The organism is Kitasatospora sp. NPDC096140 (assembly GCF_040303045.1).
In the GTDB taxonomy this organism is placed as follows: Bacteria; Actinomycetota; Actinomycetes; order Streptomycetales; family Streptomycetaceae; genus Kitasatospora.
Window position 1 is genome coordinate 19,716 of record NZ_JBEOUW010000011.1, and the last position, 13,650, is coordinate 33,365.

Annotated in this window: 12 protein-coding genes; 2 read left to right on the top strand and 10 right to left on the bottom strand. The window is 74.1% G+C overall.

All coding sequences use genetic code 11. From position 1 onward, the window contains the following. Positions 1-48: 48 nt before the first annotated feature. Genes ABT048_RS13650 through ABT048_RS13685 form a run of 8 tightly spaced genes read right to left on the bottom strand, consistent with a single transcriptional unit; the run spans position 49 to position 7,040 of the window. A complete protein-coding gene (locus ABT048_RS13650; protein WP_350521544.1) occupies positions 49-2,109 on the bottom strand; it encodes an NADH-quinone oxidoreductase subunit 5 family protein in 2,061 nt (686 codons plus the stop codon). After that, on the bottom strand, positions 2,106-2,480 hold the full coding sequence (gene nuoK, locus ABT048_RS13655) for an NADH-quinone oxidoreductase subunit NuoK (protein ID WP_350521545.1): 375 nt from the start codon (positions 2,478-2,480) through the stop codon (positions 2,106-2,108). The genes ABT048_RS13650 and nuoK overlap by 4 nt, the downstream gene beginning before the upstream one ends. Further along, positions 2,480-3,220, bottom strand: a complete 741-nt coding sequence (locus ABT048_RS13660; protein WP_350521546.1) for an NADH-quinone oxidoreductase subunit J family protein — start codon at positions 3,218-3,220, stop codon at positions 2,480-2,482. Before ABT048_RS13660 ends, nuoK begins: the two co-directional genes overlap by 1 nt. Then, entirely contained in the window at positions 3,217-3,798 is a 582-nt protein-coding gene (locus ABT048_RS13665; protein WP_350521547.1) for a NuoI/complex I 23 kDa subunit family protein, read from the bottom strand. Before ABT048_RS13665 ends, ABT048_RS13660 begins: the two co-directional genes overlap by 4 nt. Further along, a complete protein-coding gene (gene nuoH / locus ABT048_RS13670) occupies positions 3,795-4,754 on the bottom strand; it encodes an NADH-quinone oxidoreductase subunit NuoH (protein ID WP_402804406.1) in 960 nt (319 codons plus the stop codon). Before nuoH ends, ABT048_RS13665 begins: the two co-directional genes overlap by 4 nt. Further along, positions 4,751-5,941: an NADH-quinone oxidoreductase subunit C gene (locus ABT048_RS13675; RefSeq protein ID WP_350521548.1), complete on the bottom strand. Its 1,191-nt coding sequence runs from the start codon at positions 5,939-5,941 to the stop codon at positions 4,751-4,753. Before ABT048_RS13675 ends, nuoH begins: the two co-directional genes overlap by 4 nt. Further along, positions 5,938-6,633 (bottom strand): NADH-quinone oxidoreductase subunit B, encoded by a 696-nt coding sequence (locus tag ABT048_RS13680; RefSeq protein WP_350521549.1) that lies wholly within the window; start codon positions 6,631-6,633, stop codon positions 5,938-5,940. Before ABT048_RS13680 ends, ABT048_RS13675 begins: the two co-directional genes overlap by 4 nt. Continuing rightward, positions 6,624-7,040, bottom strand: coding sequence for an NADH-quinone oxidoreductase subunit A (locus ABT048_RS13685; protein ID WP_350521727.1), 417 nt, complete (start codon positions 7,038-7,040; stop codon positions 6,624-6,626). The genes ABT048_RS13680 and ABT048_RS13685 overlap by 10 nt, the downstream gene beginning before the upstream one ends. A gap of 316 nt (positions 7,041-7,356) precedes the next feature. Here ABT048_RS13685 and ABT048_RS13690 point away from each other — a divergent pair, with 316 nt between their 5' ends. Beyond that, entirely contained in the window at positions 7,357-8,580 is a 1,224-nt protein-coding gene (locus ABT048_RS13690) for a sensor histidine kinase (RefSeq protein ID WP_402804401.1), read from the top strand. A 162-nt stretch (positions 8,581-8,742) separates the two neighbouring features. Here ABT048_RS13690 and ABT048_RS13695 read toward each other — a convergent pair whose 3' ends face one another. Next, positions 8,743-9,819: a S1C family serine protease gene (locus tag ABT048_RS13695; RefSeq protein ID WP_350521729.1), complete on the bottom strand. Its 1,077-nt coding sequence runs from the start codon at positions 9,817-9,819 to the stop codon at positions 8,743-8,745. A 221-nt stretch (positions 9,820-10,040) separates the two neighbouring features. Between ABT048_RS13695 and galE the strand changes: the two genes are divergently transcribed. Beyond that, a complete protein-coding gene (gene galE / locus ABT048_RS13700) occupies positions 10,041-11,027 on the top strand; it encodes a UDP-glucose 4-epimerase GalE (protein ID WP_350521550.1) in 987 nt (328 codons plus the stop codon). Positions 11,028-11,112: 85 nt separating this feature from the next. On the opposite strand, the gene ABT048_RS13705 is transcribed toward galE, so the two are convergent. Next, positions 11,113-13,485 (bottom strand): outer membrane protein assembly factor BamB family protein, encoded by a 2,373-nt coding sequence (locus ABT048_RS13705; RefSeq protein ID WP_350521551.1) that lies wholly within the window; start codon positions 13,483-13,485, stop codon positions 11,113-11,115. Positions 13,486-13,650 lie beyond the last annotated feature (165 nt).

The window sequence follows — 13,650 nt, forward strand, 5'->3', positions numbered from 1 at the left end:
GCTCCTACGTGCGGCGGTCGAGGGGACGGGGGTGAAGGACAGCACCGGCTACACCGCCACCAGGACGGTCAGCAGGACGACGGCGGCCAGCAGGGCGCTGAGGTAGGTCTGCGCGTTGCCGGTCTGCGCGAGCCGGACGGCCCGGCCGAGCAGGTTGGCGCCCACGCCGCTGCCGCGCACGTAGGTCTCGATGACCTCGCGGTCGAGGAAGCGGACCAGTCGGGCGGCGGCGACCACCGGTCGGACGAACAGCACGTGGTACAGCCGGTCGACGCCGAAGCCGTGCCTGGCCGGTCCGAACAGCGGGCCGAGCAGGGTGCGCCCGGGGTCGGCGACGATCACCTCGACGGCCGGGGCTCCGGCCTGCTCCGGCACCCGGCCGGCTGCGGCCGGGGCGGGCCGGCCGGCGCCCAGCCGGGCGGTCGCCGAGCGCCAGGCGCCGTACGCGGCGAGCATGCCGACCACAGCGAGCGTGGTGCCGGTGACGGCGGTGACCCCGGAGGGCCGCAGCGAGCCGCCGTCCAGCAGCGCGGGCAGCCAGTCCGTGCGCAGGCTGGTGACGCCGAAGGCCATGGTCGGGACGGCCAGCACCCAGAGCGGCCAGCGCATCGCGGGCGGCTCGGCGGTGGCCGGGTCGGCCTCGTCCAGCTCGGGCGAGTACGGCGCGCCCGCCTCGTGGTCGGCCACGACGGTGGCCCCGTCCACGGCGGGCAGCACCTGCGGTGCGGCAGCGGCGGCACCGGCCGGGCTGTGGAAGGCGACCAGGAAGAGCCGGGTCGCGTACGCGGCGGTGAGCAGTGCGGTGAGCGCGGCGGAGATCAGCACGACCCACCCGGCCGCCTCCGGCACCGCCGAGGCCGGGCCGAGCCCGTTGGTGAGCGCCTCGCCGTTGGCGGCGTGCTCGGCGGCGGTCAGCACCGCCTCCTTGCTGAAGAAGCCGGAGAACGGCGGCAGCCCGATCAGGGCGACCAGCGCGATGCCCATCGTCCAGTAGGCGTCCGGGACGCGCTTGCGCAGCCCGGGCATCCGGGACATCGCGGAGATCGAGTTGGTGTGGGCAGCGTGGATCACCACACCGGCGGCCAGGAACAGCAGCGCCTTGAACGCGCCGTGGCTGACCAGGTGGAAGACGGAGGCCTCGCGGTCGCCGCTGGCCAGCGCGCCGGCCATGTAGCCGAGCTGGCCGACGGTGGAGTAGGCGAGCACCCGCTTGAGGTCGTCCTGCGCGAGCGCGCACAGCGCCGAGCCGATCATCGTCACGGCGGCCATCACCGCGAGCACGATCAGCGCCGCGCCGGACAGCAGGAAGACCGGCAGCAGCCGGGAGACCAGATAGATGCCGGCCGCGACCATGGTGGCGGCGTGGATCAGCGCGGAGACCGGCGTCGGGCCGGCCATCGCGTCCGGGAGCCAGGTGTGCAGCGGGAACTGCGCGCTCTTGCCGGCGACCCCGCCGAGCAGCAGCAGTGCGATCAGCGTCGGGTGGCCGAGCCGGCCCTCGGTCGCGGCGGCCAGCACGTCGGTGATCCGGAAGCTGCCGGCGTCCGCGCCCAGCAGGAAGATCCCGAACAGGAAGGGCACGTCGCCGAGCTTGGTGACCAGGAAGGCCTTGAGCGAGGCCGAGCGGGCGTCCTCGGTCTCCCAGTGGTGACCGATCAGGAAGTACGAGCAGACGCCCATGACCTCCCAGCCGACCAGCAGCACGATCAGGTCGCCCGAGTAGACCACCAGCAGCATGGCCGCGGTGAACAGCGAGACCAGTGCGGCGTACGAGGGGTAGCGCGGGTCCTGCTTGAGGTACGCGGTCGAGTAGACCTGGACGCAGGTGGCGACCAGGCCGACCAGCACCGAGATCAGCGAGCTGTAGCCGTCCAGGTAGAAGCCGAGGGAGATGTCCGGGCCGCCGGTCGGGGTGAGCCGGGTGGCCACGTCGAGGGTCTGGCCGGTGCCGAGCTGGAGGGCGACCACCAGCGCGAGCACGGCCGAGACGGCGACCGGGACGATCGCCAGCGGCCGGGCCAGCCCGGGCGCCTTCTTGCCGGTGGCCAGGGTCGCGGCCGCGCCGAGCGCGGGCAGCGCGGGGACGAGTGCGGGCAGGGCGAGGTTCATGCGGCGGCCTGGCCCTTCAGCTCCTCGGCTCCGTTCGGCGCCTCCTCGACGGCGAGCGACTCGGCCGGATCGCCGAGCGCGGTGGCCCGGTCGATGTCCGCGGTGCCCCGGGCCCGGAACAGCAGCAGGACGATGGCGAGCCCCAGGCCGATCTCGGCGGCGGCGACGGTGATGGTGAACAGGGTGAGCGCCTGCCCGGCGTGCAGCGAGTCGCGCAGCCAGGCGTCGAAGGCGACCAGGTTGAGGTTGACGGCGTTGAGCATCAGCTCGACCGACATCAGCACCAGGACGGCGTTGCGCCGGGCGAGCACGCCGTACACGCCGACGCTGAACAGCAGCGCGGCGAGGACGACGGGGTAGGCAAGGTGCATCAGCTCTCCTCCGGCGCGGACGGCGCGGACGGCGCGGGCGCAGCGGCTCCCGGAGCGGCGGCCCCGGGAACGGCGGCCTCCGGCGCGGTACGGGGCGCGGTCGCGGCGACCGTCCCGTTCGACCCGACCGGCCGCCCGGCGCGCAGCCTGCCCGCCCGGGGCGCCGGCACCCGCCGCTTGTCCCCGCGCGACAGCACGATCGCGCCGACCAGCGCCGCCAGCAGCAGCACGGACAGCGCCTCGAAGGGCAGCACCCAGTGCCGGAACAGACTGGCCCCGGTGACGGCGGCCGAGCCACCGCCCGTACCGAGGTCGATCCAGGAGGTCCGGAAGGCGTCGACCACCAGGGTGACCAGCGTCCCGGCCGAGGCCAGCGCCACGACCAGGGCGACCCAGCGGTTCTTGGAGTCGGCGTCCGGCGAGCGCCCGATCGGCGCCTTGGTGAGCATCAGCCCGAACAGCACCAGGACGACCACCGAGCCGAGGTAGATCAGCACCTGCACCCAGGCGATGAACTCGGCCGTGAGCAGCAGGAACTCCACCGCCAGCCCGCCGAGCGCGACGACCAGCCAGAGCGCGGCGTGCACCAGCTGCTTGGTGGTGACGGCGACCACGGCCGAGCCGAGCACGGCGATGCCGACCAGCAGGAAGACGATCTCCTGGCCGGTCGGGGACAGGAAGGAACGGGCGGCCGGCTCCAACGAGCCGGTCGCCGCGAGAAGCGTGGCGGCGGTGCTCATGCGTCGTCACCCTTCCCTTCCGATTCCGGTGCCTGCGGTTCCTCGGCCGCCGCGGCGGCGGCCGCGGCCAGCTTGTCCGCGGCCTTGCGCGCGGTGGTGATCTCCTTGGGTTCCTCGGCCGCCGGGTCCAGCGCCGGCGGCGCCGGGACGGTCCACATCCACTCGCGGAGCTTCTCCCGCTCGTGGGTCAGCTCGTGGATGTCCGTCTCGGCGTACTCGAACTCCGGCGACCAGAACAGCGCGTCGAAGGGGCAGACCTCGATGCAGATCCCGCAGTACATGCAGAGCGAGAAGTCGATGGCGAACCGGTCCAGCACGTTGCGGGTGCGGGCCCGGGCGTTCGGCTCGGCCGCCGGCAGCGTCTCCTTGTGGGAGTCGATGTAGATGCACCAGTCGGGGCACTCGCGCGCGCAGAGCATGCACACCGTGCAGTTCTCCTCCAGCAGCGCGATGACGCCGCGCGAACGCGGCGGCAGCACCGGCTGCACGTCGGGGTACTGCGCGGTGACGCTCTTCTTCGTCATCGTCCGCAGCGTCACGGCCAGGCCCTTCGCCAGGCCGACACCGGGAAAGCTCATGAGATCGCCACCTTGATGATGCCGGTGAGGGCCAGCTGGACCAGGGCGAGCGGGATCAGCCCGATCCACGCGAAGCGCATCAGCTGGTCCTCGCGCAGACGCGGGTAGGTGACCCGCAGCCAGATGACCACGAAGGCCAGCGCGAAGGTCTTGAGGAGCATCCAGAGCCAGCCGAGCTGGTCCGACATCGGCCCGTGCCAGCCGCCCAGGAAGAGCACCGCGGTCAGCGCGGAGATCACCAGGATGCCCACGTACTCGGACAGCAGGAACAGCGCGAACCGCAGACCGGTGTACTCGGTGTACGCGCCGAAGATGATCTCCGAGTCGGCGATCGGCATGTCGAACGGCGGGCGCTGCAGCTCGGCCAGGCCGGCCGTGAAGAACACGAACGCGCCGATGATCTGCCACGGCAGCCAGTACCACTGCCAGGAGTCCACGATCCCGGGCAGCGACAGCGTGCCGGCGGCCATCGCCACCGAGGCCGCCGCCAGCACCATCGGCAGTTCGTACGACATCAGCTGCGCGGCCGTGCGCAGACCGCCGAGCAGCGAGAACTTGTTCGCCGAGGCCCAGCCGGCCATCAGCTTGCCGATCACACCGACGCCCATCACGGCCAGCACGAAGAACAGCCCGGCGTCGATCGCCTGACCGACGAAGCCGTTCGGGCCGACCGGGATCGCCAGCAGCACGAAGAGGTACGGCAGCAGCGAGACGGCGGGGGCCAGCTGGAAGATCCGGCGGTCCGCCCCGGCGGGGACGATGTCCTCCTTCTGCGCGAACTTCACGCCGTCCGCGACGAGCTGCGCCCAGCCGTGGAAGCCGCCGGCGTACATCGGGCCGAGCCGGCCCTGCATGTGCGCCATGACCTTGTGCTCGGTCTGGCCGATGACCAGCGGGAACACCAGGAAGACGACGAGGGTGGCGACGCAGCGCAGCACCGTGTCGAGCAGGTTCACGCGCCGTCTCCGTCCCGGTCGGCCGGGGCGGCCGCCGTCTCGTCCTTCTGCTCCGGTTCGGCCGGCTGCTCCGCGGGCCGGTCACCCGACGGGGCCGCGGGCTCGCGGCCCGGCGTCTCCTCGTCGTGGGCCGGCACCGGGTTGTGCCAGGGCGCGTCGGAGGACGAGGGCCGCGCCGGAGCCGGACGCTCCGGCTTCGGCTCGTCGGCGGTCTGGCTGACCGACCCGTCGGAGACCGACCTGGTCCTCCGCGGCCGGTCCGCCCGCACCGCCGGCGCACCCTCGGCGGGAGCACCCGCACCCGCAGCAGAGGCACCGGCACCGGAGGCACCGGCAGCGGAGGCAGCGGCAGCGGAGGCACCGGCAGCGGAGGCAGCGGAGGCAGCGGCAGCGGGCGCCTCGGCGGGAGCCGCCTGGCTCGCCGAGCCCTCCGCCACGGAACGCGTCCGCCGCGGCCGGTCCGCCCGCACCGCGGGCGCGCCCTCGGCGGGGGCACCGGCAGCAGCGGCACCGGCAGCGGGGGCCCCGGCGGCTGCACCGGCGGCCGCGGCCGCCCGGGGCGTGCGCGCCGCCGCGCCCGCCGCCCGTGCACCGCGCGCGGGCCGCTCGGCGACCGGCGGCAGGGTGCCCTTGAGCGGCCCCCACTCGTTCGGGTCCGGCACACCGGCCGGCTGCATCTTGCGCCGGGCCGGCCCGCCCCCGTGGTCGGACTCGCCCGGCTCCTTGGCGCCCGGCCAGTCCTTGGCGACCCGGGCCGCGAGCACGAACTCCTTGCGCAGCGGGTGCCCCTCGAAGCCGTCCGGCAGCAGCAGGGTGGCCAGGTAGGGGTGCCCGGGGAAGTCGATGCCGAACATCTCGTGCGTCTCGCGCTCGTGCCAGGCGGCACCGGCGTAGACGGGGACGGCGGTCGGCAGCGCCGCCTTGTCGCGGGGCACCCTGGTGCGCAGCGCGAGGTGCCGGACGCCCGGCGCCTCGACGGCGGCCAGGTGCGCGACCACGGCGAAGCCCTCGCCGAGCTCGTCGACGGCGCTCAGCCAGTCGAAGAAGCCCAGGCCCAGGACGTCCCTGGCGTTGGTGAGCGCCTCGATCCAGTTCTCGGCCGGGACGTCGACGGTGATCAGCCCGTACGCCTCGGCGCCGGTCGCCCACTCCCCGACCGACGCCGCGTACTGCTCCGCCGTGGTCACGAGACCCCTCCCTCACTCGAAGACCCCGCCGCGGACCCGGCCGCGGACCCGGCCGCGGGCCCGGCTGCGGAATCCGCCGACGGCCCCGCCACCAGCGGACGGCGCAGCGCCGCCGCGGGCGCGGCGTAGCGGCCGGGCAGGGACTCCTCGGCGATCTTCTCCTGCAGCTTGAGGATGCCCTGGAGCAGCGCCTCGGGCCGGGGCGGGCAGCCGGGCACGTAGACGTCGACCGGGATGATCTGGTCCACGCCCTTGGTGACCGAGTACGAGTCCCAGTAGGGCCCGCCGGAGTTGGAGCAGGCGCCGAAGGAGATGACGTACTTCGGCTCGGGCATCTGCTCGTAGAGCCGCTTGACGGCCGGCGCCATCTTGTCGGTGACCGTCCCCGAGACGATCATCAGGTCCGCCTGACGGGGGCCGGGCGCGAACGGGATGACGCCCATCCGGATGAAGTCGTGCTTGGCCATGGACGCGGCGATGAACTCGATCGCGCAGCAGGCCAGGCCGAAGTTGAAGCACCAGAGGCTGTAGCGGCGGCCCCAGTTGAGCACCACCTTGACCGGGTCCGGCGCGAGCCGGGCCAGCGGTCCGAGGCCGCGGCGCTCGACGGCGCCGGGGCGTGCGGGGTCCGGCAGCCCGAGCGGGACGGGACCGCCCTGGGCGCCGTGCGAGTGCGAGTGCGTCACGTCCATTCCAGAACGCCCTTCTTCCAGGCGTAGAGCAGCCCGACCGCGAGGAAGCCGATGAAGAGGAACATCTCGATCAGCGTTCCGGTGCCGTACCCGGCGGCGGCGAAGACGGTCGCCCACGGGAACAGGTAGATTGCGTCGACCGCGAAGATCACGTACAGGAAGGCGTACACGTAGTAGCGGATCTGGGTGTGCGCCCAGTCCTCGCCCACCGGGTCCACGCCGCACTCGTACGCGAGGAGCTTCTCGGGTGAGTGGACCACCGGCCGCAGCAGGCGGTTGGCGGTGAACGCCACGGTCACGAAGAGCACCCCGACGACGGCCAGCAGGCCCATCGCGGCGTACGCGTCGAAGTAGCCGCTGCCGACCGCCGGGTCGGCCACGACGGCAGCCGCCTGCTGCCCCTCCATGCCCTTCGCCTCCACCTCGGCCGTGAACCAGCCCCTCAAGGCAGTTCTACGACGTTTCCTCGCGCGGTCATAACCACGGTCACAACCACGGCCACAACCATGGCCAATGCGTGAGTCTAAGGGGACGGCTCCGCTCCGCCCGAACCCTGCCCGCTCCGCAAGACGTCCCGTGGACACCCCGGTGAACACCCGGCGCCCGGGACGGGGGGTGGGGATAACCCCCGACCGGGAAGATGTATCACCCCCATGGCATCCACCGCCCCCGGTTCGGGAAGCTTGCTCCCGTCACACGAACCGAGAGGGACGGTAGATCCGGATGAAGCCGCTGCACCGCCGCGCCGTGGGCGCCGTCAAGGAGCAGGACGCTCGGATGGAGCGCCCGCCGCTGTACGGCGCGCGGATGTGGCACCGGGCCGGGCACCTGCTGCTCAACCTGCCGCTCGGCATCGCCGGGTTCGTCCTCGCCGTCACCACGCTCTCGGTCGGCCTGGGGCTGTCCGTCACCGTGGTCGGCCTGCCGCTGCTGGCGGTGGGGCTGGCCGCCCAGCGTTCCCTGGGCGCGCTGGGCCGCCGCCGGGCGCGGGCGGCGTACGGCTCCGGGATCGACGAGCCGGGGCCGGTGCGCCCGCGCCGCCCGGGTGTGGTCGGCTACACCATCGCGCACCTGACCGACCTGCTGAACTGGCGCACCGCCCTCTACAACGTGCTGATGCTGCCGTGGGGCATCCTCAGCTTCACCCTGACCCTGGTCTCGGTCGTGGTGCTGTGGCCGGTGCTGCCCTGGGTGATCCGCGGCATGGCCGCGACCGACCGGATCCTGATCGAGTCGCTGCTCTTCCCCGGGGCGCTGTCCGAGCGGGTGCGCGAGCTGGAGGACGACCGCGGCACGGTGGTCGACACCGCCGCCGCCGACCTGCGCCGGATCGAGCGCGACCTGCACGACGGCGCCCAGGCCAGGCTGGTCGCGCTGGCGATGGACCTCGGCATGGCCAAGGAGCGGCTGCGCGAGGTGGAGACCGAGCAGGACGTGGCGGCCGCCGCGAAGATGGTCGACAACGCCCACGGCGAGGTGAAGCTGGCCCTGCAGGAGCTGCGCGACCTGGCCCGCGGCATCCACCCGGCCGTGCTCACCGACCGCGGCCTGGACGCCGCGCTGTCTGCGGTCGCGGCCCGCTGCACCGTCCCCGGCGGGGTCAAGGTGAACGTCGACCTGACCGGCCGGGACGGCGAGCCCGAGCGTCCGGACTCGGCGGTCGAGGGCATCGCCTACTTCACCGTCAGCGAGTTGCTGACCAATGTCTCCAAGCACGCCGGCGCCCGTACCGCCTCGGTCGACGTCTGGCGCTCCGACCACCAGCTGATGGTGCTGGTCCAGGACGACGGCAAGGGCGGCGCGGCCCCCTACCCGGGCAGCGGCCTGGCCGGGCTGGCCGAGCGGGTCCGCGCGGTGGACGGGGTCTTCCTGGTGGACAGCCCGGACGGCGGCCCGACCACCGTCACCATCGAGCTGCCCTGGCACACCCGCACCGCCCGCCGCTGACCTCGCACCCTGCCGCCGATCTGCCCGGCCCGCCGCCGACCCGCGGACACGGCAAGGCGCCGGGCCCCCGTCGAGGCAGTGACGGGGGCCCGGCGCCGGTCCGGTACGGAGGCGGCCCGCGGAACCCTTGCGCGGCGTGCGGCCCGGCGCGCCGTACCGGGGCTACGGGGACTGCAGCGTGCCGAGGGTGACGTCGGCGGTCTGGGTGTTGCCGTCCCGGGTGTAGGTGACGGTGGTCTTGGTGCCCGGGGTGAGCGAGGCCAGCGCGGTGGTCAGCGCGTTCAGCGAGTCGACCGGGGTGTCGCCGATCTTGGTGATGACGTCGCCGGGCTGCAGTCCCGCCGAGGCGGCCGCGCCGCCCGGGCTGACCGCCACGATCACCGCGCCGGCCGGCTGGAACTGCTGGTTGAAGGTGGTCCGGGCGGTGATGCCGAGCGCGGCCCGGCCGGAGTTGGTGACCTTGCCCTGCTTGATCAGCTGGTCGGCGATGTTGGTGATGGTGGACGCCGGGATGGCGAAGCCGATGCCGGGGGCGGCCGCGCCGTTGGTCTCGGGTTCGGTGGCGGCGAGCGTGTTGATGCCGATCACCTGGCTGTCCAGGTTGACCAGTGCGCCGCCGCTGTTGCCCGGGTTGATCGCGGCCGAGGTCTGCACCATGTTGCCGATGGTGGCGCCCGGCGAGCCGCCGCCCTGGGGTTCGGCGACGGTCCGCCCGGTGGCCGAGACGATGCCCTGGGTGACGCTGCCGGCGAGCCCGAGCGGGCTGCCCATGGCGAGGGTGATCTGGCCGAGTTCGACCTTGCTCGAATCGCCGAAGACCGCGGGCTTGACGGCGCTCGGCGGGCTGTTCAGCCGGATCACCGCGAGGTCGGAGTCGGGGTAGCTGCCGACCAGGCCGGCGTCCAGCGCCTTGGTGCTGTTGGCGAGGGTGACGGTGAAGGTGGTCGCGGAGCCGACCACGTGCGCGTTGGTGACGATGTCGCCCTTGTCGTCGTAGACGATCCCGGAGCCGAGGCTGTCGCCGGTGACGATCTGCACCACCGAGGGCAGCACGTCGGCGATCACCTTCTGGTACGCGTCCTGCAGCTGGTTCCCGCTCTGCGCGGGGGCCGGGGAGGCCTGCTTGGAGGCGGAGGAGGCGCCGGCCGCGGGCGAGGACGGGGCGGAGGAGGACGAGCCGCTGCTGCACCCGGTCAGGGCCAGCGCGGCGGCCACCGCGACCGCGCCCGTCGCCGGCAGCCGGGTGTGCGCGGCCTTGGGGCCGGTGGGCCGCGGCCCGGCGGGGAGGGGTCGGGTGTGTTCCTTCTTGCGGCTCACCTGGCTGCCTCCGATTCGTCACCACGCCGGGAGCGCGGGTGTGGGAGCACGGAAATCTTTGTCAGCATTTCACCGGTTTGTCCGGTTCGCTGGCCGGACTCGCCCGGAAGGCCCACCCGAACCGGGCGCCTAGGATTCGCCGCATGACTTGGTTGATCACCGGCGGTGCCGGATACATCGGCGGGCACGTCGTCCGCCAGCTGCTCGATGCCGGTGAGCGCGTCGTCGTCCTGGACGACCTGAGCACCGGCGACGCGTCCCGCCTCCCGGCCGGTGTTCCCCTGGTCCAGGGCTCCACCCTGGACCGCGCCGTCCTGGACGCCGCGATCCGCGAGCACGGCGTCCGGGGCGTTCTGCACTTCGCCGCCAAGAAGCAGGTCGGCGAGTCGGTCGAGCAGCCGTTCCTGTACTACCGCGAGAACATGATCGGCCTGCAGACCGTCCTGGAGGCCGCCGCCGGGGGCGGGGTCGAGCGCTTCCTGTTCTCCTCCTCCGCCGCGGTCTACGGCATGCCCGACGTCGACCTGGTCACCGAGTCCACCCCCTGCGCCCCGATGAGCCCGTACGGCGAGACAAAGCTCGCCGGCGAGTGGCTGGTCGCCGCGGCCGGGAAGGCCCACGGCATGTCCACCGTGGCCCTGCGCTACTTCAACGTGGCCGGCGCCGCCTCCCCCGAGCTCTCCGACGCCGGGGTGTTCAACCTGATCCCGATGGTCTTCGAGCGGCTCACCGCCGGCGAGGCCCCGCGGGTCTTCGGCGCCGACTACCCGACGCCGGACGGCACCTGCGTGCGCGACTTCATCCACGTCGCCGACATCGCCTCGGCCCACGTGGCGGCCGCGAAGCGGCTGGCCGCGGACCCGGCCGGGGCCACCGCGCTGGTGCTCAACATCGGCCGCGGCGAGGGCGTCAGCGTCCAGGAGATGCTGGCGGTGATCGGCAAGGTCACCGGCTACGACACCACCCCCGAGGTGACCCCGCGCCGCCCCGGCGACCCCGCCCGGGTGGTGGCTTCCGCCGACCTGATCCACCGCGAGCTGGGCTGGAGCGCGCGCCACGGCGTGGAGGAGATGGTCGCCTCCGCGTGGGACGGCTGGTGCAGCCGCCACCCGGAGGCCCGCAGGGCCTGACGGGCCCGGGGCCGAGCTGCCCCGAACAGGCGTGCCGGTGGCGGCGGGGCAGGCGCTCCGCCGCCACCAGCACGTGTGCGCCGCCTCAGCGGGCGGGCACCGCCGTGCCGTAGAAGGCGTCCAGCGCGTACACGCAGCGGTCCTTGGAGCCGACGAAGACCCGCCCGCCGACGGCCACCGGCGAACCGGTGAGCTCGCCCTTGGTGCCGAGCTCCCAGCGCAGCTGACCGCTCGCCAGGTCCAGGGTGTGCAGCGAGTGGTCCCGGCTGCCCAGGTGCACCAGGCCGTCGGCCACCGCCGGGGAGCCGACGATCTCGCCGCGCGCGGTGTAGCGCCAGCGCTCCCGCCCGGTCGCCGCCTCGAAGGCGTACAGCACCTCGCCGCTGCCGACCAGCACCATGCCGTCGCTGACCACCACGGGCTCGCCGCCCTGACGGCTGCCGGTGACCCCGCGCCAGCGGTCCAGGCCGGTGGCCGCGTCCAGCGCGTAGACCGTGCCCAGGTAGTCGGCGACGTAGACGGCGTCGGCGTCCAGCGCGGGCGGGGTGAACAGCACCACCGGCGCCTCGAAGCGCCAGCGCTCGGCCCCGCTCGCCGCGTCCAGCGCGTACACCCGGGTGCCGGCGGTGACGTACAGCACGCCCCCGCGCTCGACCGGGTGCGAGGGCACGTCCTCGCCGACCGGGAAGGACCAGCGCAGGCCGGCGCCGCGCGGGTCGATGCAGCGCAGCCGCCCGGCGCCGTAGTAGTAGGCGGCGCCGCCCACCAGGACCGGGCCGGACTGCGGGTTCTCGTAGTCCTGCTGGGCGTCGTCGGCGCGCCACAGCTCGGCGCCGTTGGCCGCCGAGCGCAGCTGAACGCCGCCGCCCCTGATGCCGCAGCAGAGCACGCCGTCGGCGGCCGAGAGCGAGTAGACCCAGCCGTCCAGCGAGGTGCGCCAGCGCTCGGTGCCGTCCGCGGCGTCCACGGTGTACAGGTGCGGGCCGTCCGCGGCGTGCACCCGGCCGGCGTCCACCGCGAGCGCCCAGGCGACGTCCCGGGTCTTGTAGCGGCGCTCGCCGGAGCCGATGTCCAGCGCGTGCACCTCGAAGCTGGAGACGAAGAGCGTGCCGTCGGCGACCACCGGGGTGCCCCAGACGTCGTTGGACATCCGGAACCGCCAGGGGCGCCAGCGGGCGGCCGGAGCCGGCGGGGGCGGCGGGGTGGGGACCGCCCGGCGGACCCAGTCGGTCGCGGCCGGGGCGGTGTTCGGGCCGGGCTGCTCGTGCTCGGCCCGCGGCCCCGGGCCTATCCGCACCGAGGCGCCGGAGAGCTGCACCTCGACGGCGCCGGCCGGCGCGCGGTGCCGGTTCGGGGAGGCGATCTTCGCGGTCGGGATCTCGGCGTCGGAGGCCTGGCCCGGCCGCGGCGAGGCGTGCACCGGCCCGGCCGGCGGCTGGGCGTGCCGGCCCGGGTTGGTGCGCGGGTCGGCCGGCCCGTGGGGCTGCGGCGGGACCTGGGGGTGCGGCGGCGGGGGCGGCTGCGGCGGCTCCGCCGGGCCCTGGGGCGCGCGGGCCGGCGGGGCCGGGCGTCGGCCGCGCTTGCGCTCGATCAGCTCCAGCGCGTTGGCCGGCAGCCAGTCCCCGGCCTCTCCGGAGGCGTCGTCCCGGGAGAAGAGGTGCGGGGCCAGCTCGGCCTGGATCTGTGCCGGGGTGGGCCGGTGCTCGGCGGCCTGCTGCATGCAGGCGCGCACCAGGTCCATCAGCTCGGGCGGCATGCCGGTCAGGTCCGGCTCCTCGCGCAGCAGCTGGAACACCGTCTCGACCGGGTTGGAGCCGCGGTACGGCGGGTGCCCGGTGGCGCAGAAGACCATCAGCGAGCCGAGCGAGAAGACGTCGCTGGCACCCCGGACGGTCCGGCTGTCCCGGGCCTGCTCGGGGGACATGTAGGCGGGGGTGCCGACGGCGACGTTGGTCATGGTGAGCCGGGTGCTGGAGACCCCGGCCGCGATGCCGAAGTCGATCACCTTCGGGCCGTCCTCGACCACCAGGACGTTGGAGGGCTTGAGGTCGCGGTGGATCAGCCCGGCCGCGTGGATGGACTGCAGGGCCTCCGCGATCCCGGCGACCAGCCATCGGGTGGCCTCCACCGGCAGCGGGCCGCACTCCTCGACCAGGTCCTCCAGCGAGGGCGCCGGGATGTACGCGGTGGCCAGCCAGGGCACCCGCGCGTCCGCGTCGGCGTCCACCACGGCCGCCGTGTAGAAGCCGCCGACCGTCTTGGCGGCCGCGATCTCCCGCGCGAAGCGGACCCGGAACAGCTCGTCCTCGGCCAGCTCCCCCCGGACGGTCTTGATGGCCACCCGTCGCCCGGACGCGGACCGCGCCAGGTAGACCAGCCCCATCCCACCCGCGCCGAGCCGCCCCAGCACCTCGAAGGGCCCGATCCGCCTCGGATCGTGCGCCGTCAGCTGGTCCACTCCGCTGCCACCTCCCCGTTTCCGCACCCGCCGCGTGGTGCCGGACCCGATTCTCCAACGCCGCCCGGCGCATCTCCAACCTCCCCCGCCCGGAGAGCACCGTCGAGCGCCCCCGGGCCGACGGGAACGGAACGGCCGGATTCTGACGCCCGCTCCGGCTGCGGC

Bases quoted from the DNA above. Each gene is read 5' to 3' on its own strand.
- ABT048_RS13690 (WP_402804401.1), top strand. From the start codon at position 7,357: ATGAAGCCGCTGCACCGCCGCGCCGTGGGCGCCGTCAAGGAGCAGGAC.
- ABT048_RS13660 (WP_350521546.1), bottom strand. From the start codon at position 3,220: ATGAGCACCGCCGCCACGCTTCTCGCGGCGACCGGCTCGTTGGAGCCG.
- ABT048_RS13685 (WP_350521727.1), bottom strand. From the start codon at position 7,040: ATGGAGGGGCAGCAGGCGGCTGCCGTCGTGGCCGACCCGGCGGTCGGC.
- ABT048_RS13650 (WP_350521544.1), bottom strand. From the start codon at position 2,109: ATGAACCTCGCCCTGCCCGCACTCGTCCCCGCGCTGCCCGCGCTCGGC.
- galE (WP_350521550.1), top strand. From the start codon at position 10,041: ATGACTTGGTTGATCACCGGCGGTGCCGGATACATCGGCGGGCACGTC.
- ABT048_RS13665 (WP_350521547.1), bottom strand. From the start codon at position 3,798: ATGAGCTTTCCCGGTGTCGGCCTGGCGAAGGGCCTGGCCGTGACGCTG.
- ABT048_RS13680 (WP_350521549.1), bottom strand. From the start codon at position 6,633: ATGGACGTGACGCACTCGCACTCGCACGGCGCCCAGGGCGGTCCCGTC.
- nuoK (WP_350521545.1), bottom strand. From the start codon at position 2,480: ATGCACCTTGCCTACCCCGTCGTCCTCGCCGCGCTGCTGTTCAGCGTC.